Genomic DNA, 22,717 nt, shown 5'->3' with positions numbered 1-22,717 from the left:
AATGAAGCATCGCTTGCCTTATCTGTTAAGGGGAAGTTAACACGCAAACCCGCAGGAACAACCGACTCACTGATGTTTTGGTAAACTCGTCCAGAGCTTCTGCAAGTTATGGTTAATATTTGTGGCAGGGCCGAGTTATCCAAAAAACACGCAAAAATTGTTTGTGGAAAATGAATACAACCTAATTTTCGATCAGTCGCGACTGTACTTACCCGTAACTTCTTGGGTGATGATCAACCCTTCATCCGCGAATCTGCGAGAGGCTTCAATAGCCGCAGGAGTGCAGGTTTGATACACTGAGGCGAACCCGCGATAGCTCTGGTTAAACCGCTCGACCAACCGCCGACGCCTCAGCTCATTCTGCACTTCTGCACCCAGCAACGAATACATGCGCTGGCGCCATTCATCCACTTCATCATGACCGCACAGCGGGCGCAGATAATGAAGCGCCCCTAGAATCTCAGAGAGGCGAATGAGCTGGGGTTCGTATGGAGGCTCTTTCAGCTCTGGCTGAGCTGGCTGTTCAGGCTCTTCCGGCGTGCTTTGTGCCAGGGCTGCAGGCGTCGTACTCGAAAGCATCAGTGCAAGACAAAACACGTGGGCGCTTAAACGCGCAGGTTTCGCAAAGCGTTGCCTCCAACCATTAAGTCTCGGCCGGTCGTTATGTCTTTCAATGTCAGTCAAGCCACATCCCACAGCATTTGGTTGCCCTAGATTCTGTAAGGATGGCTGTCTCCCGGCAGTCTGTCCACCATGGAACCTTGGGGATTTCCGGTTTTCCCGTGTTACTCCGCCAGAGGTCAGCGCGAGGCTACTTGCCTCTCAGGAGATCAAAAATGTGTTGCTGCATGCCCGGTGCTAACGGAAGGTGCTGCGTTTCTTCCCAAGTGTACCAGCCCAGCTCTGACGCATCAGAACCGGCCTTTGCATCGCCCTCAACCTGCGTGCAGGTAAAGACGTTAATGCGGTACTGTACCTGACTGTCTTTGGGGGAAGGGGAGGAGACTCTCCAGTTCTTCAGGTCTACTGCGCTTAAAGATGTCTCTTCTTTTAACTCGCGCCGAGCAGCGTCTTCCAGTCTTTCACCTACGAGGACTTTACCGCCCGGAAAACTCCAAAGCCCCTTAGCAGGCGCATGAGCCCGTTTGACCAGTAGAACTCTGTTGTCCTGAATACAGGCAACACTGGTCGCCTCGATATACTGCGGAGAACTTGTGCTGCTCATGAAAACAACGCATCGACATCCGCTTGCGTGCTCTCCGCACTGCTGACGGTCTCATCCGGCAGATGCCCGTGGATGATCGAACCTGCCCGGGACAGCAGTGGCCGTATGACCGTAACCGCTTTCTCCTGAACGATCTGCAGCAACTCACGAGAGGCATCACCGTAACCGAGCATCATTTGCAAGGAAATCACTTCCTGATCGATCTCTGCAATGCACTTCTCAAGCGCGGTTCGCAGCTGGTCGTCAACAGCTCCATAGGCGCGAATTGCCAGTTCTTTTGCAGAAAACTTAGACGCACGAAAATGTGTGATATAATCTGCTGGTTCCCATGCAAGAACATCTTCTGCGCACTCGGGAATGTCAGGAAGCATTTCAAGGAGCATAACCACTTCGTTGAAATGATTAAGATAGTCAGTTGCAAGGCCGGTGGATGGATTAATGTTTGCATGCGTCAAAAATTCTGGAGCAAGATCTCCGTCACCAATTTTATCGCAGTACAAATCCATTGTGCCCTCCCAGCTTCTTATCTCTAGTTCGGAACCTATCTCTCGATTGGTTGCAACTTTACTAAAAATGCGAACAGAGTAATCTGCATGTGTGGTAGATATAGCCTGTCAGCGTCTCCGGAAGAAGTCAAAGCGTTGTTTGATTACGTCGAGCAACCGAATTTTCCACCGAGATACAACATAGCACCGACTCAGCCTATTGCACTCGTAAAGCACGGAAATGGCGGGCGCCACTTTGGGTTAGCCCGATGGGGGCTGGTGCCCTCATGGGTCAAAGACCCAGCCAGTTTTACGCTTTTGCTTAATGCAAGAGCCGAAACTCTTGAGCAAAAGCCCTCGTTTCGGGCAGCCGTTCGCCACCGTAGATGTCTCATCCCCGCAAATGGTTTTTATGAGTGGCAACGCAAAGGTGCGGCAAAGCAGCCCTATTGGGTTGCCCCGGCTGATGGACGCCTTCTGGCCTTCGCTGGCCTGTGGGAAACCTACTCCCATCCGGAAGGTGGGGATATTGATACTGCTGCGGTGATCACCGTCGAAGCTAACAGCACGATGAAACCAATTCATCACCGTATGCCTGCAATCCTTGCTTCGGAGCAATTCAGCGACTGGCTGAACACCGGCACGATCATGGCCCGCGATGCCGTAAAGCTTCTGCAACCGGCCGATAATGATCTGTTGGTCGCAACGCCCGTCTCGACTCGCGTGAACAGCGTTGCAAATGATGACCCGTCTTTGTGGGACCGGGAAGTTATTCCAATGCCCGCCCAACCAACCCGGGAAGCCGCAGAGCCAAAACCGCGCAAGAAAGCTGCAAACAGCTCTTCAAAAGACAACGGGCAGATGGATTTATTCTAGCCGTTTTCTCGGCGGGTGTGTTTGTAAAGATCGCGGATGCAAGGTAGGTGCTCCTGCAAGCTTGGGGAGCACCCGACGCTATGTGGTTAGAGAATGCGGCCCGGATTGAACATGTTGGTCGGATCAAGTGCGGCTTTAATGGAGCGCATCATATGCATCTCAGTGGCGCTCTTCACTTCCGCCAGTAAATCCCGCTTCAGGATGCCAATGCCGTGCTCTGCAGAAATGGAGCCATTGTAGCTGGCAACAATGCCGTGCACCACGCGGTTCACTTCATCCCACTTGGCAAGGTACTCGGCCTTATCAGCATCTTTAGGCTGGGTGATGTTAAAGTGGATATTGCCATCTCCCATGTGCCCGAATGGCACTGGACGACACCCCGGCACAGCCTCTTTGACGGCGGCAATAGCTTCCTCAAGAAATGCAGGCACCTTCGCCACTGGTACGGACACATCATGCTTGATGGACCCACCCTCAAACTTCTGCGCCTCAGAAAGCGCGTGACGCAGTCGCCAGAAGTCAGCAGCCTGCGCTTTGCTCTGAGCCAGTAGCCCATCACGCAGCAGATCCGCCTCGAACGCCTCCGTAAAGATCGTCTCTGTGAGCTTGGTAATATCGATGTCTTTGGTACCCGCCGAGATCTCCATGAGCACATACCAAGGATGCTGTGCCTCAAACGGATAACGTGATTGCTCCATGTGCTCACAGACGAACTGCATGCCGGTTTCCGGCATCAATTCAAAACCGGTAAGCATGTTCCCTGCGTGGCTTTTCGCCAATGAAAACAGTGAGAGTGCCTTGGCAGGCGAATCTAGGGCAACAAGAGCAACCTCGACCGACGCCGGAGCTGGGTATAACTTGAGGCTGGCACCCGTAATGATCCCCAATGTGCCCTCTGAGCCGATAAATATTTGTTTCAAATCGTAACCGGTGTTGTCTTTGCGCAGGGTCCGAAGCCCTTCCCAGATCTCACCGTTTGCAAGCACTACCTCAAGCCCGAGAACGAGGTCGCGCGTGTTGCCGTAAGACAGGACCGCGGTTCCACCGGCATTGGTTGCAATGTTGCCGCCGATCTCACAGGAGCCCTGCGAGGCAAGTGTTAACGGAAACAGTCGGCCATGCTTTTCAGCTGCGTCATGGATGGCCTGCAATGTGATGCCCGCATCCGCTACCATCGTATAGCCTTCCGCATCGACGTGGCGAATTTTGTTTAATCTGGAAAGGGATAGCACGATTTCGCTACCATCCGGATTGGGAATCTGCCCCCCGACAAGACCGGTGTTGCCGCCCTGTGGAACCACCTTCAGATCATGCTGTGCCGCAAGCTTGACACACTCTGCAACTTCGTAGGTTGAACCAGGCCGCAACACCATGGGTGTGGCGCCTCTGAATTTGTCTCGCCACTCAACGAGAAAAGGGGCCTTGTCATCGTCGCCGACAAGCACATTTGCGTCCCCGATAATCCTCTGAAACGCACTCACCAAATTTGGAACAGTCATTTTTCAATCGCAGTGTTGGAAGTTGATCTGGTTCTTACTATCAGATAATGGGGGCGCAATAACACGTCCATGTTGGATTGGACTTTTTTCGACGGCTTGAAGCCAAGTGAACAGTGTGCCATAGCACCTTAAATCTGTTCACTAAATCAAGTGATATTCACTCAGGAGAAAAACATGGCAGAAGCGCAAGGATTGATGGCCGGTAAACGTGGTCTCATTATGGGACTGGCCAATAATCGGTCCATCGCTTGGGGTATTGCGACAGCACTACACGATGCCGGAGCTGAAATTGCGCTGACTTATCAGGGTGAAGCGCTGAAGAAGCGCGTTGAACCATTGGCAGAAAAGCTCGACGCAATTGTTGTAGGTGATTGTGACGTTACTGACGAAGCAAGCATCGATGCAGCATTTGAGGTTTTGGAGCAAAAATGGGGTAAGATCGACTTTGTAGTGCACGCAGTTGCGTTCTCCGACAAAGAAGAGCTGACTGGTCGTTATGTGGACACCAGCCCTGAGAACTTCGCCAAGACAATGCAGATTTCCTGCTACTCGCTTGCATCAGTTACGCGCCGCGCGGAGAAGCTGATGACTGACGGTGGTTCCGTTATTACGCTCACCTACTACGGTGCCGAAAAGGTAATGCCAAACTACAACGTCATGGGCGTTGCAAAAGCTGCACTGGAAGCAAGTGTTAAGTATCTGGCAGTCGATCTGGGCCCGAAGAAAATCCGCGTCAACGCGATTTCCGCAGGGCCGATCAAGACGCTGGCTGCCGCAGGTATCGGCGACTTCCGTTACATCCTCAAGTGGAACGAGTACAACGCACCCCTGCGTGAGACCGTAAGCATTGATGATGTTGGAAACTCTGCTTTGTACCTGGCATCCGACCTGTCCCGCTCTGTTACAGGTGAGACGCACCACGTTGACAGTGGCTACCATGTAGTGGGAATGAAGGCGGTTGATGCACCGGATATCTCTGTCGTCTAAACTGTTGCTTCGCGCCCCGAAAAGGAACAGGCGCAAAAGCAACAGCAGAACAAGTTGACAAAAAGGCGCTCCATGAAGCGCCTTTTTCGTATCAGCGGTATAACTAAGGGCACGTCTCATTGTGCTTAAGAAAGTGTGTATAACTGTTGCCTTCTAACGAAGTATGACACAAGTACCTTCTAAGAAGCCGCTACAAATCGGAACCCGATAATACTAACGCCAAAGGCCCTCTGGAATGACAGGTTCGTTGATGCCCCTCGCGAAGACTATGCCAACCCCGCTGCTCTACGTGCGTCACGGACAAACCGACTGGAATCTGGTTGGTCGTATGCAAGGCGGTCAGGACATCCCGCTCAACGAAACAGGCCGCAGTCAGGCCCGCCGCAATGGCATGGTCATGAAGGACTTCCTGGTTGATCTGGGCAAAACCTCAGATGACTTTGTCTTTGTCAGTTCTCCCATGGTCCGCGCGCGCGAAACCATGGAGATCCTGCGCAAGGAAATGGGCCTGGTGCCTGACGAATACAAAGTGGACGAAAGACTTCGCGAAATCACCTTCGGTGAGGTGGAAGGAATGACCGTTCCTGAAATGAAGGTCGATCGCCCGGAAGTCGTCCGCATGCGCCGCGAAGACAAATGGGGGTATGTCCACCCCGGCGGCGAAAGCTACAAGATGGTCTCTGAACGCGTTGCCCAATGGATGGCCGAGCAACAAGACCCGATGATCATCGTCGCTCATGGTGTGGTCATGCGTGTCCTGCGTGGATTGCTCTGTGGATATGCACCGGCAGAAGTTCCTGACCTGGACACCCCGCAAGACAAGTTCCTGCTCTGGCGCGACGGTTCTGAAGCGTGGGTCTGAAGCTCAACGCTCAGCGGATCCGATGAGAACGAATGGGAAAGATACGTTCAATTCACCCCTTAAATAGTGAGTGAATACATGAAGTTCGAAAGGGGGGGCTGTTCCACCTGCCGATGCTGAATGGTTAATATCCTTCGCTGGACAACGCTTCTGGGGTGGGGGCTCACTTCGCATTTTCCCATTAAGATTTGGGTCACTTTTTTGCGGCAGTGATGCAATCTGACACACAAAGTGAATAGGAAAACACTGGCAGTCGACGATATTTTGAAGTCTCTTACTGCCATCTGCGAAAAGGTCCGCTAAAAGACTGCGGAACTTATTTGTACCTCGTTGCTGTCAGGCCCCAAGCGTTTGGCACTCAACTATCAAATCTCGAACCACATAAACTTTTTGGAAGATCTGGATGACGAAGTCTCGACCACTTAAGGCAATCAGTGGCAATACCGTTTTTGGCGAGGGCGACGTTTTCGTACTCTTCGGCGAACTTTTTGGGCGCGGATATGCGACCGGCCTGATCGAACAGGCAAAGGCAGCCGGGATGACTGTGATCGGCATTACTGTCGGTCGTCCGGACGAAAACAATAAGCCACGCAAGCTCACCGCAGAAGAACTCGCTGAAGCCGAAGCCAATCTGGGCGGCAAAATCATCAACGTGCCTCTCCGTGCAGGTTTTGAGCTTGACGCGCCAGAAGGTGCTGCAACCCCGACCGATCTGGTCAACGAGATGAGCATCAAAGGTTGGCAGGAGCATGAACTCGATTGGGATCATGTTGCAGCTTGCCGCGAAATTGGCTCTACCCGCTTTAAGAATGCTCTGTCCGAGGTGATGGAACAGATTGATGCTATGATCCCGGCGGGAAAGAATGTCTTTTTCGCCCACACAATGGCTGGTGGCATTCCGCGTGCAAAAGTGTTCATGGCGATCGCAAACCGCATCTATAAAGGTCGCGGTGCACGGTACATGCCGTCTCAATCTCTTCTCGACAGCGATCTGGGTAAACTGATCTTGCAGAACTTCGAGGAAGTGACTGCAAGCAGCTTTGGCCATCTGCTAGAGGCCAGTAAAGCGTTCCGTGACCGCATCGAAGCTGCGGGCGGCGAAGTGCGCTACACTGCCTATGGCTATCACGGCACCCGCATCCTGATCGAGGATGAGTATCGCTGGCAGACCTACACCAACTACACGCAGGGCTACGCCAAAATGGAGCTGGAGAGACATGCCGAAAATGCCTGGAAAGAAGGCGTAAAGGCAACGGTCTTCAATTGCCCGGAAATCCGCACCAACTCTTCAGACGTGTTCTCAGGAATCGAGCTGTCCCTCTTGCCTCTGTTGCAGGCTTTCAAGAAAGAAGGCGGCGGCGACTGGGCTGATGCGCTCTGGCAGAAGTGTCAGGACATGCTCAAGCCGGAAGCCTCTCTTGACGATATCCTGCAAACCGTGACCGAGTATCAGACCAGCGAGGCCATGCAGCCGTTCTATGACTTTCAGGCTTGGCCAATGCCAAACTCTGCGGAGCAGGTAGACAAGACTGTTGGCACCTCGCAGGAAATCGTAGAGCTGCACGATGATCGCTCTGCCCTGATCAGCGATGAGCTCAGCCAGCACGTTGTTGCAGCAACAGGAATGCTCATCTTTGGTGAAGCAAGCGAGCCGACAGGTCCTGTCCTGTGGCTTGATCATGATCTGGTTGCAAAACGCCTTATTCAGGAATACAGCGCCTGATCCTTCAAGAAAGATTCCTGACCTGAGTGAAACTACATTTAGGTCTGACTGATTGAGAAAACCCGGGCACGTGAAACCACGTCGTCCGGGCTTTTGCTATGTACCCGAGGCGAGCACCTGCAGATTGGGCGTCACTACACGCAATTTTTGATGCTTGGGATCCCATTTACAGGCCTGATTTAGGCAGTAACTGCCAAATTCATGAGTTCTTTTGGGAAATTGGCCCAAGTGCTGCAAGCCTCTCAATTGACCTCTTGCAAGAACCCACTTAAAACCACTTTAACTCCCAGAGTACGCTCCGTTCGCTTGAAAAGAGTCGGCGAATGCGGTCGTGCTCATGCTCTAAAAGTGAACCATTAGAACATGTCCCACAACACCTTCGGTCATCTGTTTCGCGTAACGACTTGGGGCGAGAGCCATGGACCGGCGCTTGGCTGCGTCGTCGATGGCTGTCCGCCGCTTCTCCCAATTACAGCAGAAGAGATTCAGGTGTATCTGGACCAGCGCAAGCCGGGGCAAAACAAGTTTACGACCCAGCGCCGCGAACCGGATCAGGTCAAAATCCTCTCTGGTGTGATGACAGATGAAGACGGCGTGCAACGCACCACCGGCACGCCTGTCTCGCTGATGATCGAAAACACCGACCAGCGCTCCAAAGATTACTCCGAGATCAAAGAGCGCTACCGGCCAGGCCATGCAGACTATTCCTACGATGCAAAATACGGCATTCGTGACTATCGCGGCGGCGGTCGTTCGTCCGCACGCGAAACAGCTGCACGCGTTGCAGCCGGTGGTTTGGCACGCAAAGTCATCCCGAATATTCTGATCCGTGCCGCATTGGTGCAGATGGGACCGCACAAGATCAATCGCGACAATTGGGATTGGAACGAAGTGCACAACAATCCGTTCTTTTGCCCGGATGCTGAAGCAGCAAAGTTCTATGAGGAGTACCTTGATGGTATCCGCAAAGCAGGCTCTTCCATCGGTGCGGTAATCGAAGTGGTTGCCGACCACGTTCCTGCTGGACTGGGAGCACCGCTCTACGGCAAACTGGATCAGGACCTTGCTTCAGCCATGATGTCTATCAACGCAGTCAAGGGTGTGGAGATCGGCAACGGCTTTGAAGCAGCCTCATTGAGCGGAGAAGACAACGCTGATCAGATGCGTATCGGAGAAGATGGCAAGCCCGAGTTCCTCTCCAACCACGCCGGCGGCGTGTTGGGCGGTATCTCTTCCGGGGCTCCGCTCGTGGTCCGCTTCGCTGTAAAGCCAACCTCTTCTATTCTGACCCCGCGCAAATCCATCACCCGCGGTGGGGATGAGGTGGATGTGATGACCAAGGGCCGTCACGACCCATGCGTCGGCATCCGTGCGGTACCGGTTGGCGAAGCTATGATGGCGTGCGTTCTGGCAGATCATGTCCTGCGTGACAGAGGCCAGACCGGGGAGCGCTAGGCTCGTAGACCTCCAAGATTTATTAGGATTGAAAAGGTGCTGGTCTACCCGGCGCCTTTTTTGTTGGGCGGAACACGGGACACTTCGAACAGGTTCTGAGCCACGAACCGTTTTTTCACCTCAATGTCACCCATAAATACAACCTAGGTAGAAAGAGGCCTCCTTTTCTCAGATTGCCTCTTGATTTCCGATCAGAAAAGTATGATTTCAGTATCACTGAAAATTGTGACTCCGAGGAATAAGAAGTATGCGCTTGACCGAATGGTTAGAAGGCTCTGGTGAAAGCAGAAGTGCATTTGCACGGCGTGCAGGTCTGTCTCCTGCATCTGTAACCGCGCTGTGCAATGACCCAAGCGCATGGATCTCTCGGGATATGGCCCAGAAAATCGCGGAAGCAACGGACCATAAGGTGACACCTAACGATTTTCTCGGTTTAAAAGAAAACAAGGAGTACGTCGTGTCTCAAACAAGAGTTGCCGAAGCCCTGCGTGCCTTCGAAAACGGCGAGATGGTTGTTGTAACCGACGATGATGATCGCGAAAACGAAGGTGATCTTATTGTTGCAGCCAGCATGATTACCCCGGAGCAAATGGCATTCATCATCCGCCACACCTCCGGCATTGTCTGTGCTCCAATGACGCTCAAGGAAGCAAAGCGCCTTCACCTTGAGCCAATGGTCGCCAACAACGACGCTCCACTGGCAACGGCATTCACCGTCTCCGTTGATTACGCACCGGGCCTGACCACCGGCATTTCTGCTGAGCAGCGCTGTGCTACAGTACACGGGCTTGCTAACCCCAACGCAGGGGCAGCTGACTTCGTGCGTCCCGGCCACATCTTCCCGCTGGTAGCAAAAGAGGGCGGTGTCCTCATGCGCTCCGGTCACACTGAAGCTGCTGTTGACCTGTGCAAGCTCTCCGGGCTGCCGGAAGTTGGCGTCATCAGTGAGCTGGTGAACGACGACGGCACCGTAAAACGCGGCGAACAGGTCGAAGCTTTTGCAAACGAGCACAACCTGAAAATGGTGTCCGTGGCCGATCTCATCGCATGGCGCCAACGTCACGAGAACCTTGTCAGCCGCATAGACGAGTTCGACGTGGAGACAACCGCAGGCAAGGCGCGGGCCATCGCGTACTCAACTCCATTCGACGAAGTTAGCCACCTGGCACTGGTCTTTGGAGACATCCGTGATGGTCAGGACATTCCTGTCAGACTGCATCTGGGAAATGTTCTCGATGATGTCTTTGGTCAGACCAAACCTCTCGAAGCAATCATGGAAGACTTTGCGGAACGAGGCCGAGGTATTATTGTTTACCTGCGCGAAGGTGCGGTAGGTGTTGCAAGCAAGTCCAACCGCCATCGCGATAATCTGGAGGCTGCTGAACATGAGCAGCACGAGTCAGCGCAAGGCCGGTCGGAAGATTGGCGCGAAGTCGGTCTTGGGGCGCAGATTCTAAAGGATCTGGGGGCAACTTCTATCCGGGTAATCGCATCGCGTGAGCGCCACTATGTTGGCCTTGAAGGCTTTGGCCTGAAAGTGGAAGCAACGGAAACGCCTGCGGACTAAAACACTAGCCCCCGGCGCAATAAAGGAGAGTGGCGGGGGTATGTCACAGTTTGATCTTGACCCATGGCAGGAAGATAAAGGCTCAGCTGAGCCATTTTCGCTCGGGTATAAAAAGGGAACTGGTGAACCAGTTCTCTACGGCAGTCTGCTGCTGGGCGCAGCACTTGTCGCTGCGGGTATTGTAAGCGGCTCAGCGATCCCCATACTGGCCTCTCTTCCTGTCTTTCTCAGCGTCTACTGGCACTATCCCCTCATCGATAAACGCGCTCAACTCGCCGCCAACAAAAACGGACTCTATCTGGAGCGCCTCGGCGTTTTGCGCTGGTCAGCGATGAAAGACCTCTCCATCTATTCAACAGCTGTACGCACCATGGAGTTCAGCCAACTGCACATTCAGCTGAATGGCCCACTGGAAGATTGTTTGGTCGAAAAGGAGCCCAAATCGCTGCTACGCATGGCCATGCGAAAGAACTGGCGCTTGAAGCAGGCCAAATCCAAAGCACCGGTTATTGAGGTGGATTTGAATTTGCTCGCATGCAAGCCAGAGCTTCTATTGGAAAGAACTAGGCAGTTTTGGCGAGCAAACTGATGTTTCTCTGCAACATCGATCCGCAAACAATCACTGAGGAGAATAAATACCTCAAATTTCTTCGTTTCGGCGAAAATCCCGGTATCCTGTTATACGACGTTAACATTCTTAATCTAGCTTTTATGAAGAAGGACAGCATCTGGAAGGCAATTATCATGCAGCTGAACCGCACGGACACAAGGGGCACCACATGCAGCTTCACTAGTCTGGACAAGGATTGGGGGGCAGATGATGATTATCTTTTCAAGTTCGCGTGCGAACCGGGCGGAAGTGTGCTGCAAATTGCCTGCGGCACCGGAGCTCTTTCAGACGCGCTGTCCCGGCACGGGGTAAACACCGTTGGTGTTGACCGCAATCCGGAGAAAATTGCACAGGCTGTCAAACGTTCTGATACGGTCACATGGTTGGAAGCAGATGCGCGAACCGTCCATCTCAATCAAAAGTTCGACCGCATCATTATCACTGGAAATGCTTTTCAGGCCTTCGCAACCAACACCGATCAGATCCTCGTTCTCCAAACCATCGCTACCCACCTGAAACCAAATGGCAAGTTCGCATTCGGCATGGAAAACCCGAAAGCACGCCCGTGGGAGAAGTGGGGTCAGAAGGGCAAACCAATTCAGGTACGCTCTGTAAAAGGCCAGCGGGTATCCCTGTGGCAGGACACATCAGGGCCGGATAAGAACGGGTTCGTCTCCATGCAGACCCACTACGACAGCAACGGCCAGCACTACTCAAAAAACAACATGCGCCGCTTTGTGCATCGTGATCATATCTGCGTTCTGCTGGAAGCCGTCGGCTTGCAGGCAACCGCCTCCTACGGTGATTGGTCTGCAGTCAATATGAACGAGACAGCACCTTACATCATCGTCAGCGGTGGCCTGAACAACTAAAGCGTACTCCCGATTTTTGGACAAGTACCTTCGTGTGAGCGACGCGGGACCTGCGGCCCTTACATCCCATCAATAATGGTCAGGCTGCACTTTGCTGCGCTGTGGCGGATCTTGGCAACCGGCGCATATTCCGGGCTGTTCAAAAACGCCTGTGCACGTTCCATACTCGGAAACTCCACGATCACCAGTCGGTGCGGCTCCCATAGATCACTCTCAACCACATCCATCGTCCCGCCGCGTGCTCTATAGACACCGCCATAGCTTTCCGCAATCGGGCGCGCCTGTGCCTTGTAGTCCTCATAGGTGACAGGATCTTCAATTCTGGTGTCGACAACAATATAGGCTGGCATGCTCTTCTCCTCTAACTGGAAGAGAGCCTATCTGATTTGAAGTACCTACGAAATCAGGCAGCAGATTTTGTGGGATTATCTTTAGGTGGATAGGGCCCTTTGCCTTGCTGCTTGCGGAAATAGCGTGGACGGGTCCTGCGAAGGATCTTCATAAATCGGCCGCTTGAACGTTCCTCGATCCAGTGCAGTGCCCGATTGAGCCAACCAAAATTCTTCCGGTGCCGGCGCACAAACTTCGCAAATGTGCGACTGGCCGCAATCAGCAGAACGATCCCAAGCGCAACGAGTGGTACGCCGGTGGGAAGAGGTGTCCACACCGTCAGCACCCCTAGCAGAATGCAAACAATGGCAGCGAAAATTGAAAGGGCCTTGATCAATGGCTCGACCACCTTCTCTCACTAAGACAATTGTAAGTATACGCAAGGGGTGTGAAGCTTCTGTAACAGGAGCTTTCAAACTTAGGACAAAAATTGAAAATTCAAAGAAAAGGCGATGATGCACCTGCAATCACCGCCTCTGAAAATGCATTTAAGCGCTACGTTCCAAAAGGGCAACCACCTCAACGTGAGGCGAGTGAAGGAACTGATCAATCGGTACCACCCGCTTGATCTCGTAGCCACCGTCCAGCAGCTCCCTCAGATCGCGTGCAAAGCTGGCCGGGCTGCAGGAAACCGCAACAATCTTCTTTACAGGGGACTTGGCCAACTCCTGAGCTTGTGCATGGGCCCCAGCACGCGGCGGATCAAACACCACGCCATCGTAACCCTTGCCGAAGTTGTCCAGATCCTTGGCAACGATTGGACGACGGAACAGATCCCGCCGTTCTGTGGTGACCTTCTTAAGGCCTTTTGCGCGACGCAAGCCAAGATCAAGGGCTTTCAATGAAGACGCATCACCTTCCACCGCATGCACATTGGCAAACTGGGCAATTCTGAAGGTCAGCGTACCCGCGCCGCAGAACAAATCGGCCACACGCTTACAGCCGCTCAGCCCTTCTGCCAGTAGCTCACCCATGGTCGTCTCGGCGCTCAGCGCCGCCTGAATAAATCCACCAGCTGGAATTGGAACCGCAGTACCGCTCATGTCCAGCAAAGGCGACCGGATCTCGATAATCGTCTCACCGTCCACAGTCAGGCGCGCAAAGTCGTTCTCAACGGCTGCCTGCGATAACTCGAGGTAATGTTTGTCTTTGGTCTTGCCCAGACCACCAATGGCAACATCAAGCCCGCTTTGGGTGGTGGTGACGGTAAACTTCAACTCACCTTTGCGCGGCAAGATCACGCCCGCAAGCTTGCGAAGCCCCGGCACCGCTTTCATGATCTCAGGGGCGATGACCGGACATTCCTCAATGTCTACGAGACGATTGGATTTGGCAGTGTGGTAGCCAAACAGAACCTTGTGCCCCGCCAACACCGCTGCAAACACAGCACGGCGACGACTGCCTTTACCGCAGACCACCACATCGTCAACCGGAGTTTCAATACCGCGTGATGACAGTGCATCAATGACCTGTTGCCGCTTGAAGTCCTTGTAGGACGCTTCATCCATATGCTGCAAAGAACAACCGCCGCAAACACCATAGTGCTTACACACCGGTGCGACACGATCTGGGCTTGGCTCGACGATCTCTTTAAGTTCCGCACGCGCTCCCTGCACGCTGGCGCTCACAAGCTCGCCTTCAAGGGTGTAGGGAACAAAGACTTGTCCGGCATCGGTCTCGGCAACGCCGTCCCCTTTGTGGGCAAGGCGTGTGATACGGACGGTTTTTACAGTGGCTTCAGGCTTCTTAGACATGGCTCAGGCTTTACAGCGCTGACCTCATTCATGCAATCGCTTTCCTGCATTTATGAGAGGTACCCGTGGATCGCTCAGCCTGTCTTCTGGCAAGCCATCAGATATTCGCCGTTCCCGTCTCCACCTTTGATAGGGGATGTGGTGACACCCAGAACCGACCAACCCGGCTGCGCATTCATCCAGTCCTGAAGCTCAACGGAAATTAGCTCCGCGATCTCAGGTGCAACAAGTCCGCCCCTACCAATCCGTTCGCGGCCAGCCTCAAACTGTGGTTTCACAAGAAAGATGCCTAAGGCGCCCGCCACAGCAAGCTCAAGGGCAGGGGGCAACGCAAGCTTTAGAGAAATGAAGCTCACATCGGAAACCAGAAACTCCGGATGCTGGCCCTCAAGATGTTCAAGCGTCAGCGCCCGTGCATTCAGCCCATCCTTGCGCTGAACACGCGGATGAGTGGAGATTTTGTCTGCCAGCTGATCATGGCCTACATCAATGGCATGAACAACCTTCGCGCCATTCTCAAGCAAAACCTGAGTAAAGCCCCCGGTAGAAGCGCCAATGTCCAGACAGATCTTGTCGGTAGGATCGAGCTCGAAAAACTCCAGCCCCTTAATGAGCTTCAATGCCGCGCGTGACACATATGCAGAAGCTGGATCGTCGATGGAGACCTGCATTGTCGCGGCAATCTTCTGCGATGGTTTTTTGGCAGGGGCGCCGTCCACCATGACCGTATTACGCAAGATCGCATCACGGGCGCGGGCACGCGTTTCGAAAAAGCCATGTTCGACGAGGTATTGATCAAGCCGCATAGGTCACCTGACTGGAGGAAAATGGATCGATCTAAAGACCGAAGCAACCAGCCAGTGCATTTAACAGTTTGTCCGAGAAAAGCAAATTGCCATACCGCATCCATAAAAAGGCGGTGGCTATGATCAGCAGAACTCCAACGGCGCTCGCGCCTACATACAAAGCTGCATGATCTTTCATATCTTCATCCAAAAAAGGGTGCCCGAATTCACAGACACCCTAAACTTGAATTAGCTACCAAGCAACTTTCTGATTTTAGGAAGCGCTGTGTTCTCCGGTTCCTGATAGCTGATGGTTCCCACGAAATCCTGATCACCATCCAGCAGGTAAATCGCTGCGGTGTGGTCCATGGTGTAGTCACCGTCTTCCAGTGGCACTTTTCTCGCGTAAACGCGGTAGTCTTTGATGACTTGATTAACCTGGTCGACGGAGCCAGTTAGTGGAACAACGCGCGAGTCAAACGCAGCAACATAGTCTGCAATCACGTCTGGCGTATCACGCTCTGGATCAACGCTCACGAAAACGAAGTTCAGATCGTCTGCCTGTGGGCCCAGATTCTCGATCCAGCCCTGCATATCAGAAAGGGTTGTTGGGCAAACATCAGGGCAATACGTGAAGCCAAAGAACATCAGGGTTGGTTTGCCATTGAGGTTCTCTTCCGTAAAGACCTGCCCTGTGCCGTCAACCAGCTCAAACGGTCCACCGATTGTAACGGTAGCTGCCTGTTCGACATCCTCATCAAGAAACTTCGTCACTGTTACAGCAGAAACAGCGGCAACGAGTACTACGACTGCAGCCCACGCTCCATATCGAATTGTTTTCGCAACGTTCATGTTATTCCATCCGTGCACAGTTCAATTGGTTAGTCGGAGGTATTAGCCGATTTTGCGCCCATTTTCAAAACAGGGAATGTCACGTCAACCGGACCGGCGTTTTCAAACTCCAGAGTGACCTTGAGCTCTTCGTCCATTTTGAACGGTTGCTTCAGGCCCATGAACATGACGTGGTAGCCGCCCGGCTTGAGCTCAACCGTTTCACCAGCAGGTATAACAACGCCATCATCCGCCTTGCGCATCTGCATAACGCCGTCATTCATCGACATCTGATGAATCTCGGTGCGCATGGCATAATCGGAAGCAGCACCGGTCAGGCGCGCATCTTCGCTGCCGTTGTTGGTGATGGATACAAAAGCGCCGCCGCCCTTTGCTTTCGGAGGGGTTGCGCGCGTCCAGGCGTCTTTAATGGTCAGATTGCCATGTTCAATGGTTTCCGCCAGGCTGGCAGAAGAAGTAAACGCAACAAGAGCAGCTGCAACAAGTAGAGCACGTGTTTTCATAATGTTCATCCAGGAAAGAGCTCTCAACCTGTAAACCGAGGTCGTAGAGAACTGTCAAATCAGGTTTTGTTGATCAAGAAGAAAACCTAGACGAGCGGAGGGGCCCGGATGAGGAAATTATGACCGCGGAGGCTTCCCGGATTTATAAGAGCACTTTCAAGGGATAGAGAACCGACCACGACAAGGGACGGCGTTTGCCAGCTCTCCGGCTCTATGGATAAATAGGTCGCCTGTTTGGACGTATGCGGGCACATGTGCGTGCAATCGCAGCCTATTCCCAACGGATTTTCGGTGTGGGTTGAGCCTTCAACCTTCGCAATGTGCGGGCCTCCCGAAGGGGCGCACAATTGCATGAGCGCAGCAGCTGCAGGATCAGCAGAAGCGGCGCTGGAAAAACTCAGTGCAAGCAGGAGAACCCGAGCCAGCATGGCGATGCTGGCAAGCAAAGCAAGCGGATGCCGCTCGCCTTTCAGGACCTGTAATGTTGTACCCTGCTTAAACATAAGTCTTTCTTAGTTGCTTCCGCTAAAACTGTCTACACTCAGTCAGGTGGCAATCGGGAATTATCCTGACCCTCACCATTTATAGGTGGGTCGCTGTCATCATCATTGCGATAAGGCAAATCTCCAACTTCTTCCTCAGCGATACCCTCATCCTGCTCATATGCAGGAAACTCCTCAGGCGGAATAACGTAAGGATCTTCAACGTCTAGCGGATCAGGCGTAAGCACTGCACCCATGTTGGATGTGGCACCATATTCGAACTCTGTCTTCTCCAGCCCTTCTTCTGCTGGGCGAATGAGAAGCCGACTGACAACGAAGAACGCCAGCGCTAGTTCTACAACGGCAACCCAGACAAAAAGACCTGCTGGCCCGACGCTGAACATGAGACCTGCAGCAACGGTCGGCCCAATCATAGCCCCGATCCCATTTGACATCAAAACACCAGAAGATGTCTCGACATAGTCTTCTGCTTCCACATGGTCAAAAGCGTGCGCAGCAACAATTGCATAGGTCGGTTGACTAGCCATCCCAAGCACCAAAAAGATGCTAAAGGTCGCCCAGAAGTTTCCGCTCTCCATCGAAAAAAGTGCAAGCGCTGCAACAGCAGCACTAAAGCCAAGAAGCACAATAATGAAGCGTCGGTCAATGCGGTCAGAAACACGACCAATCGGCCACTGAGTGATAGCGCCTCCCAAAACAATTGCCGCCGCAAACAAGGCAGCTTCATTGGTGCTGTAGCCAACCTGGGTGGCATAAAGCGGAGCGAGCGCCCACATGGAACTGTTGGCAAGCCCAATAAAGAGACAACCGATCAGCGCCACAGCAGATGTCTGGTAAAGCTTGACGGGCCTGAAGCGGACCAGCGTAATCGGCGCCGGCTGGGCAGCCTTGGTAAGCGTCACCGGAACTACAGCCACACTAACCAGAATAGAGGCGATGGCAAAGGGCACGAAGGTCGCAACATCAAACCCGAGGATCATCAGCTGGCCACCCATGGTCGCCGCAAGGTAGCAGATGATGTAAAGTGACATCACGGTGCCGCGGTTCTCATTTGTAGCCCGATCATTGAGCCAGCTCTCCACAACTAGATTGATGCCAGCAAAACACACGCCGGTAATGGCGCGAAACAAAGACCATGCCAAGGGGTCCACCAGAATGGGGTGGAGTAGGGCGGCGCCGGACATCAAGGACACCAGCGCTGCAAACGTACGGATATGCCCCGCCCGCATTATGAGAAACGGGCCAAAAATACACCCGATCACGAAGCCAACGTAAAAACTGGAGGAGATCAGACCAATCTGAAGGTCGGCAAAACCAGCCAAATCGGCTCTGAGTGGGATAAGTGTCGAGGAAAGTCCATGACCGGCCAGAATGAGGACGGTGGACAGCATCAAGGACGCAAAGGTTGCAAGCAGCAGGATCATGCGCGTACCAGCCAACAATGTGAAACTGGCTTCAGATTACATGTCATCCGCAAAAAAGAAATGGGGGAGGGCAGCGAACGCTGTCCCTCACGCGATCTTCTACTCAGTTATGAACACAAATGCAGTGCTCTAAACCAGTCTTAACGGCAAATCTTCAGCTTTACCAAGGGTTTCAAAGACGCGATGTACAATCCCTGAGGCATCCAGGCCCGCATCTTTATACATCTGATCTGGCTTGGCGTGGTCCTGGAAAACGTCCGGAAGAACCATGCAGCGAACCTTGAGTGAGCCATCAATAAGGCCGTTATCAGAAAGGAACTGCATCACCTGACTGCCAAAGCCACCGATGGAACCTTCTTCGATGGTGATCAGCACATCATGCTCTTTTGCAAGGCGGCCAATCATCTCGGTATCCAGAGGTTTGGCAAAGCGCGCATCCGCGACAGTGGTGGAAAGACCCGCTGCATCAAGTGTTTCAGCTGCTTTGAGTGCTTCCTGCAAGCGACCACCCAGAGAGACCAATGCAACCCGGGTTCCCTCTTTCACGATGCGGCCCTTGCCGATTTCCAACGGCATTCCAACTTCCGGCAGCTCAATGCCAATGCCTTCACCGCGCGGATAACGGAAGGCAATAGGGCCCTCATCATATGCGGCAGCAGTCGAAACCATATGCACCAGCTCCGCTTCATCACCCGGAGACATGATAACCATGCCCGGTAAGCAGGAGAGGAAGGCAGTGTCAAATGATCCGGCATGGGTCGCGCCATCAGCTCCGACCAGACCTGCGCGGTCAATCGGGAAGCGCACAGGTAGCTTCTGGATTGCCACGTCATGGACAACCTGATCATAACCGCGCTGAAGGAAGGTAGAGTAAATTGCGCAGAATGGCTTGAAGCCTTCAGAGGCAAGGCCAGCAGCAAAGGTCACCGCATGCTGTTCGGCAATCCCCACATCGAACATGCGGGTCGGGTGCACCTTTTCAAAGACATCCAGACCCGTTCCATCAGGCATGGCGGCGGTAATGCCGACAATCTTGTCGTCTTTGTTGGCCTCTTCAATCAGCGCATTGGCAAACACACGAGTATAAGCAGGTGCATTTGGCTTAGGCTTGGACTGCTCGCCGGTCACAACGTCAAACTTGGCAACTGCGTGATACTTGTTGCTGGCGTTCTCTGCTGGCAGGTAGCCTTTACCCTTCTGCGTCACCACATGAACGAGGATCGGACCTTCTTTGGAATCGCGCACATTCTTAAGGACGGGCAGCAGGTGGTCCAGATTGTGACCATCAACGGGCCCCACATAATAAAAGCCCAGCTCTTCAAACAGCGTGCCGCCAGTAAAGAAGCTGCGGGCAAATTCTTCTGCCTGCGCTGCTTTTTCTTGAAGCGGCTTTGGTAACGCACTGGCAACCTGCTTGGCAGCCTCGCGGAAACCTGTGTAGGTCTTGCCAGAAACAAGACGCGCAAGGCTCGCGGAAAGGGCACCAACAGGGGGCGCAATCGACATATCATTGTCGTTCAGAATAACGATAAGACGGGAGTTCAACGCACCCGCATTGTTCATGGCCTCATAGGCCATGCCGGCAGACATCGCACCATCGCCAATAACAGCAATCACGTTGTTGTCGCCGCCCGCAAGGTCGCGGGCCACGGCCATGCCAAGACCAGCAGAAATAGAAGTAGAAGAGTGACCGGCACCAAACGGGTCGTATTCACTTTCCGCGCGCTTGGTAAATCCGCTCAGCCCACCGCCCTGACGTATTGAGCGCATGCGCTCCTTACGCTCGGTCAGGATTTTGTGCGGGTAGCACTGGTGCCCCACATCCCAGATTAAACGGTCTTTAGGGGTATCAAAGACATGGTGCAGCGCAACAGTGAGTTCTACAACACCCAGGCCAGCTCCTAAATGCCCCCCTGTGACAGAAACCGCATCAACCATTTCTTCACGCAACTCTTCAGCAACTTGGTGAAGGCGGTCCTCCGGGACCTTCTTGAGATCAGATGGGTTATGAATTTGATCTAGCAGGGACATCTGGGTCTTCTTAAGTCTTTTGACTATTGGGCAGCTTAACACAGATCGATCCGACCATGGCATATGATCCAAATTATGGCCGATGCGACTGTCTTCGTAATTGACCACGAATATAGCAAGGCCGCCCACTGTGCAATTGCCTGCCGTGAATTATTGATTGTTTATACTAGGTCCTTTTGTAGGAGGATCTCCCGAAATACTCTGTCAATAGGGGAGGACCCCCTATTTTTTTTCATTTGCTCCTATTAATTGCCCCTTTATCACCCCATGGGGTGATGCAATCTGCGACGAAACGTCCTATGTCGAATATGTGGTCGATGGGGCCACGTGCACAGTGATCGACTTGGGGCTACGGTTTTCGTAGCCCCCTTTTTTTTATCTGTGCCAATATCCAGCGAAAAATGAAGAATACTTGCCGGTTTAGACTGGGGGCAGGGTCCGTTAATACGGTATCGCCAGAAATTTGTATTCTCTGCTCGAAAATAATATTCTGTGAAATATCTCATGATAAGTATTGTTTGGACTAAGACTTAACTCCGATCCAAGTAATAACTGCTGTGTAAAATTATCAGTAAGTTAGATCAATTTTGCTTAGCAAGCTAAGAAGTTAGCTATCGTGGAATTTTTGTCAGCCAAGCAAAGTGATTTTCGCAATGTTTCATACGCAAACAAAAACCCCGCACGAGGCGGGGCTTGTGAAAAAATGAACGCGTGTACCATAGGTTGAATTCTATCGGATGTCCTTCAATTAGAACTCTGCACATGGAATTGACGGCAGGTTCTACTCGTCCAGCGCTTCTGTACCAACTGCGGTGCCTGCATTGTTCATCTGGATTTTTTCCACCTTTTCTTCGGCGGCTTTGAGCAGGCCATCACACTTCTCACGCAAAGCTTCTCCGCGCGCATAAAGCTCAATGCTCTTTTCCAGTGGCACGTTGCCTTGTTCCAGGTTGCGCACGATGGTTTCCAGTTCAGCCAACGCTTGCTCAAAGCTAAGATCTTCAATGGAACTGGTTGCTTTATCTGTCACCAAACTGTCCTCGCTCAGCCGGGAGCTGGCCGCTCCCAATTAGTAATCCATCAATGTCATTACATGAGCTGCAGCAGATCGCGCAAGGCCCTCCAGATCATACCCACCTTCTAATAGGGAGACGACCCGCCCCTCACAACGTTCATCTGCAATCTCGACCAGTTTGCGCGTCGCCCAGGCAAAATCCAGCTCTGTAAGACGCAGCCCACCAAGCGGATCACGCTCATGCGCATCAAATCCGGCGGATATGATGATTAGATCCGGTGAGAAATCGCGGATACGCGGCAGGATCGAATAATCCATCGCTTCGCGGAACTGGGTTCCATCGTCACCGGCCGACAGAGGCGCGTTGACAATGTTGTTGTGCTCACCCGTCTCATTCACCGCACCTGTACCCGGAAACAGAGGCATCTGATGGGTGGAAGTGTACATCACCGTAGGATCGTTCCAGAAAATCTCCTGTGTCCCGTTCCCGTGGTGAACATCAAAATCCATAATTGCCACACGCTCCAGACCATAAGCCTCCTGAGCGTAACGAGCCGCAATCGCTGCGTTGTTGAACAGGCAAAAGCCGGAGGTCACCGCTGTCTCAGCGTGGTGCCCCGGAGGTCTGCTGGCGGCAAAGGCGTTGGAAACCCGCTTGCTCATCACCTCATCCACACAGCGCGTCGCCCCGCCTACGCCCCGCATGGCAGCTTCCCAGCTGCCCGGTGATAGGCTGGTGTCAGGGGCAAAATCAATGAGCCCCTCCTCGGGGTTCATATTGTGGATCGAGTTGATGTAGTCGGAAGTGTGGACCCGGGCAATATCCTGAAAGGTTCCGAACGGCGCGATATCGCGATCCAGCATGTGGAATCTCTCATTCTCAAGCAGGCGGTCTATAGCACGTAAGCGGTCGGGCCGCTCCGGATGACCAAGTGGAGTGAGGTGATTTAAAAAAGCCTGATGGTGCAGAAGCAAAGTACTCAAGATATTGAACCCGTGAAACATGGAGTATGGTGCGCAACAAAAAGCCGAGTTGAATGTGAAGCCACCTAAATCCAATCCTGCGAAAAACTGGGCGAATTAGGTATACCAGTCCACAATGCTGGGTGCTCTGTCAATTGCACACACCATTAGTTTATCTCGGCAATTGGGATGAGGTGCGGCCAAATCCGATTTTTCTGGCCCCTTGGAACATGCGGGGTGCCAAGTGAAGAGACAAGAAAAATCCGGGAGTGCGTGTATAACACGCAGCCCCGGACTAAAGGTGCGAGCAATCCGTGTTGCTCGTGGGGGAGGTCC

The 22,717-nt window shown here is 52.9% G+C and carries 23 protein-coding genes; 8 read left to right on the top strand and 15 right to left on the bottom strand.

The window, feature by feature from the left end; all coding sequences use genetic code 11:
• Positions 1 to 192: 192 nt before the first annotated feature.
• The 3 genes from IE076_RS22610 to IE076_RS03460 form a co-directional block, all read right to left on the bottom strand.
• On the bottom strand, positions 193 to 684 hold the full coding sequence (locus IE076_RS22610) for a TIGR02301 family protein (protein WP_209008794.1): 492 nt from the start codon (positions 682 to 684) through the stop codon (positions 193 to 195).
• A gap of 127 nt (positions 685 to 811) precedes the next feature.
• Positions 812 to 1,225, bottom strand: a complete 414-nt coding sequence (locus IE076_RS03465) for an NUDIX hydrolase (protein ID WP_189435337.1) — start codon at positions 1,223 to 1,225, stop codon at positions 812 to 814.
• Positions 1,222 to 1,731: a hypothetical protein gene (locus tag IE076_RS03460; protein WP_189435336.1), complete on the bottom strand. Its 510-nt coding sequence runs from the start codon at positions 1,729 to 1,731 to the stop codon at positions 1,222 to 1,224. Before IE076_RS03460 ends, IE076_RS03465 begins: the two co-directional genes overlap by 4 nt.
• 87 nt (positions 1,732 to 1,818) lie before the next feature.
• Between IE076_RS03460 and IE076_RS03455 the strand changes: the two genes are divergently transcribed.
• A complete protein-coding gene (locus IE076_RS03455; RefSeq protein ID WP_189435335.1) occupies positions 1,819 to 2,586 on the top strand; it encodes an SOS response-associated peptidase in 768 nt (255 codons plus the stop codon).
• Positions 2,587 to 2,672: 86 nt separating this feature from the next.
• On the opposite strand, the gene IE076_RS03450 is transcribed toward IE076_RS03455, so the two are convergent.
• Complete coding sequence (locus IE076_RS03450; RefSeq protein ID WP_189435334.1) at positions 2,673 to 4,085, bottom strand: FAD-binding oxidoreductase; 1,413 nt, start codon at positions 4,083 to 4,085, stop codon at positions 2,673 to 2,675.
• 174 nt (positions 4,086 to 4,259) lie between these two features.
• Here IE076_RS03450 and fabI point away from each other — a divergent pair, with 174 nt between their 5' ends.
• The 7 genes from fabI to IE076_RS03415 all read left to right on the top strand — a co-directional run bounded on the left by fabI (position 4,260) and on the right by IE076_RS03415 (position 12,161).
• Complete coding sequence (gene fabI / locus IE076_RS03445) at positions 4,260 to 5,072, top strand: enoyl-ACP reductase FabI (protein WP_189435333.1); 813 nt, start codon at positions 4,260 to 4,262, stop codon at positions 5,070 to 5,072.
• A gap of 235 nt (positions 5,073 to 5,307) precedes the next feature.
• Positions 5,308 to 5,934, top strand: a complete 627-nt coding sequence (locus IE076_RS03440; RefSeq protein ID WP_189435332.1) for a histidine phosphatase family protein — start codon at positions 5,308 to 5,310, stop codon at positions 5,932 to 5,934.
• Between the two features lie 403 nt (positions 5,935 to 6,337).
• Complete coding sequence (locus IE076_RS03435) at positions 6,338 to 7,657, top strand: enoyl ACP reductase FabMG family protein (RefSeq protein ID WP_189435331.1); 1,320 nt, start codon at positions 6,338 to 6,340, stop codon at positions 7,655 to 7,657.
• A 363-nt stretch (positions 7,658 to 8,020) separates the two neighbouring features.
• Positions 8,021 to 9,112 (top strand): chorismate synthase, encoded by a 1,092-nt coding sequence (gene aroC, locus IE076_RS03430; RefSeq protein ID WP_189435330.1) that lies wholly within the window; start codon positions 8,021 to 8,023, stop codon positions 9,110 to 9,112.
• A gap of 247 nt (positions 9,113 to 9,359) precedes the next feature.
• Positions 9,360 to 10,679 (top strand): 3,4-dihydroxy-2-butanone-4-phosphate synthase, encoded by a 1,320-nt coding sequence (gene ribB, locus IE076_RS03425; RefSeq protein ID WP_189435329.1) that lies wholly within the window; start codon positions 9,360 to 9,362, stop codon positions 10,677 to 10,679.
• Between the two features lie 40 nt (positions 10,680 to 10,719).
• Positions 10,720 to 11,268 (top strand): hypothetical protein, encoded by a 549-nt coding sequence (locus tag IE076_RS03420; protein ID WP_189435328.1) that lies wholly within the window; start codon positions 10,720 to 10,722, stop codon positions 11,266 to 11,268.
• A complete protein-coding gene (locus IE076_RS03415) occupies positions 11,268 to 12,161 on the top strand; it encodes a class I SAM-dependent methyltransferase (protein ID WP_209008793.1) in 894 nt (297 codons plus the stop codon). Before IE076_RS03420 ends, IE076_RS03415 begins: the two co-directional genes overlap by 1 nt.
• Positions 12,162 to 12,220: 59 nt before the next feature.
• Here the strand turns inward: IE076_RS03415 and IE076_RS03410 are convergent, their stop codons facing one another.
• The 11 genes from IE076_RS03410 to IE076_RS03360 all read right to left on the bottom strand — a co-directional run bounded on the left by IE076_RS03410 (position 12,221) and on the right by IE076_RS03360 (position 22,423).
• On the bottom strand, positions 12,221 to 12,511 hold the full coding sequence (locus IE076_RS03410; RefSeq protein WP_189435327.1) for a DUF1330 domain-containing protein: 291 nt from the start codon (positions 12,509 to 12,511) through the stop codon (positions 12,221 to 12,223).
• Between the two features lie 53 nt (positions 12,512 to 12,564).
• Positions 12,565 to 12,828: a hypothetical protein gene (locus IE076_RS03405; RefSeq protein ID WP_209008792.1), complete on the bottom strand. Its 264-nt coding sequence runs from the start codon at positions 12,826 to 12,828 to the stop codon at positions 12,565 to 12,567.
• 211 nt (positions 12,829 to 13,039) lie between these two features.
• Positions 13,040 to 14,305: a class I SAM-dependent RNA methyltransferase gene (locus tag IE076_RS03400; protein ID WP_189435326.1), complete on the bottom strand. Its 1,266-nt coding sequence runs from the start codon at positions 14,303 to 14,305 to the stop codon at positions 13,040 to 13,042.
• 74 nt (positions 14,306 to 14,379) lie between these two features.
• Positions 14,380 to 15,111 carry a TlyA family RNA methyltransferase gene (locus IE076_RS03395; RefSeq protein ID WP_189435325.1) on the bottom strand — a complete coding sequence of 244 codons (732 nt, stop codon included), beginning with the start codon at positions 15,109 to 15,111 and terminating at the stop codon, positions 14,380 to 14,382.
• Between the two features lie 228 nt (positions 15,112 to 15,339).
• Positions 15,340 to 15,942 carry an SCO family protein gene (locus IE076_RS03390; protein WP_189435324.1) on the bottom strand — a complete coding sequence of 201 codons (603 nt, stop codon included), beginning with the start codon at positions 15,940 to 15,942 and terminating at the stop codon, positions 15,340 to 15,342.
• A 29-nt stretch (positions 15,943 to 15,971) separates the two neighbouring features.
• Positions 15,972 to 16,445: a copper chaperone PCu(A)C gene (locus IE076_RS03385; RefSeq protein WP_209008791.1), complete on the bottom strand. Its 474-nt coding sequence runs from the start codon at positions 16,443 to 16,445 to the stop codon at positions 15,972 to 15,974.
• A gap of 86 nt (positions 16,446 to 16,531) precedes the next feature.
• A complete protein-coding gene (locus IE076_RS03380) occupies positions 16,532 to 16,948 on the bottom strand; it encodes a hypothetical protein (protein ID WP_189435322.1) in 417 nt (138 codons plus the stop codon).
• A gap of 38 nt (positions 16,949 to 16,986) precedes the next feature.
• Positions 16,987 to 18,390, bottom strand: coding sequence for an MFS transporter (locus IE076_RS03375; protein WP_209008790.1), 1,404 nt, complete (start codon positions 18,388 to 18,390; stop codon positions 16,987 to 16,989).
• A 111-nt stretch (positions 18,391 to 18,501) separates the two neighbouring features.
• The gene (gene dxs, locus IE076_RS03370) at positions 18,502 to 20,403 is read right to left on the bottom strand and encodes a 1-deoxy-D-xylulose-5-phosphate synthase (protein ID WP_189435321.1); all 1,902 of its coding nucleotides are present in this window, start codon (positions 20,401 to 20,403) and stop codon (positions 18,502 to 18,504) included.
• Between the two features lie 781 nt (positions 20,404 to 21,184).
• Positions 21,185 to 21,436 (bottom strand): exodeoxyribonuclease VII small subunit, encoded by a 252-nt coding sequence (locus tag IE076_RS03365; protein ID WP_209008789.1) that lies wholly within the window; start codon positions 21,434 to 21,436, stop codon positions 21,185 to 21,187.
• Positions 21,437 to 21,472: 36 nt separating this feature from the next.
• Entirely contained in the window at positions 21,473 to 22,423 is a 951-nt protein-coding gene (locus IE076_RS03360) for a histone deacetylase family protein (protein ID WP_189435319.1), read from the bottom strand.
• Between the last annotated feature and the right edge of the window lie 294 nt (positions 22,424 to 22,717).

Origin of the sequence: Pseudovibrio japonicus (genome assembly GCF_014651595.1) — a bacterium.
In the GTDB taxonomy this organism is placed as follows: Bacteria; Pseudomonadota; Alphaproteobacteria; order Rhizobiales; family Stappiaceae; genus Pseudovibrio; species Pseudovibrio japonicus.
Note: the sequence above shows the minus strand (reverse complement) of the source record. Positions and strands in the feature narration are given on the sequence as shown.

Excerpts from the sequence above, each read along its gene's own strand:
- IE076_RS03435 (WP_189435331.1), top strand. The coding sequence starts at position 6,338 with ATGACGAAGTCTCGACCACTTAAGGCAATCAGTGGCAATACCGTTTTT.
- IE076_RS03380 (WP_189435322.1), bottom strand. The coding sequence starts at position 16,948 with ATGTTTAAGCAGGGTACAACATTACAGGTCCTGAAAGGCGAGCGGCAT.
- IE076_RS03440 (WP_189435332.1), top strand. The coding sequence starts at position 5,308 with ATGACAGGTTCGTTGATGCCCCTCGCGAAGACTATGCCAACCCCGCTG.
- IE076_RS03385 (WP_209008791.1), bottom strand. The coding sequence starts at position 16,445 with ATGAAAACACGTGCTCTACTTGTTGCAGCTGCTCTTGTTGCGTTTACT.
- IE076_RS03465 (WP_189435337.1), bottom strand. The coding sequence starts at position 1,225 with ATGAGCAGCACAAGTTCTCCGCAGTATATCGAGGCGACCAGTGTTGCC.
- IE076_RS03420 (WP_189435328.1), top strand. The coding sequence starts at position 10,720 with ATGTCACAGTTTGATCTTGACCCATGGCAGGAAGATAAAGGCTCAGCT.
- ribB (WP_189435329.1), top strand. The coding sequence starts at position 9,360 with ATGCGCTTGACCGAATGGTTAGAAGGCTCTGGTGAAAGCAGAAGTGCA.
- aroC (WP_189435330.1), top strand. The coding sequence starts at position 8,021 with ATGTCCCACAACACCTTCGGTCATCTGTTTCGCGTAACGACTTGGGGC.
- IE076_RS03395 (WP_189435325.1), bottom strand. The coding sequence starts at position 15,111 with ATGCGGCTTGATCAATACCTCGTCGAACATGGCTTTTTCGAAACGCGT.
- IE076_RS03410 (WP_189435327.1), bottom strand. The coding sequence starts at position 12,511 with ATGCCAGCCTATATTGTTGTCGACACCAGAATTGAAGATCCTGTCACC.
- IE076_RS03415 (WP_209008793.1), top strand. The coding sequence starts at position 11,268 with ATGTTTCTCTGCAACATCGATCCGCAAACAATCACTGAGGAGAATAAA.
- dxs (WP_189435321.1), bottom strand. The coding sequence starts at position 20,403 with ATGTCCCTGCTAGATCAAATTCATAACCCATCTGATCTCAAGAAGGTC.
- IE076_RS03400 (WP_189435326.1), bottom strand. The coding sequence starts at position 14,305 with ATGTCTAAGAAGCCTGAAGCCACTGTAAAAACCGTCCGTATCACACGC.
- IE076_RS03390 (WP_189435324.1), bottom strand. The coding sequence starts at position 15,942 with ATGAACGTTGCGAAAACAATTCGATATGGAGCGTGGGCTGCAGTCGTA.
- fabI (WP_189435333.1), top strand. The coding sequence starts at position 4,260 with ATGGCAGAAGCGCAAGGATTGATGGCCGGTAAACGTGGTCTCATTATG.
- IE076_RS03360 (WP_189435319.1), bottom strand. The coding sequence starts at position 22,423 with ATGTTTCACGGGTTCAATATCTTGAGTACTTTGCTTCTGCACCATCAG.
- IE076_RS03460 (WP_189435336.1), bottom strand. The coding sequence starts at position 1,731 with ATGGATTTGTACTGCGATAAAATTGGTGACGGAGATCTTGCTCCAGAA.
- IE076_RS03450 (WP_189435334.1), bottom strand. The coding sequence starts at position 4,085 with ATGACTGTTCCAAATTTGGTGAGTGCGTTTCAGAGGATTATCGGGGAC.
- IE076_RS03455 (WP_189435335.1), top strand. The coding sequence starts at position 1,819 with ATGTGTGGTAGATATAGCCTGTCAGCGTCTCCGGAAGAAGTCAAAGCG.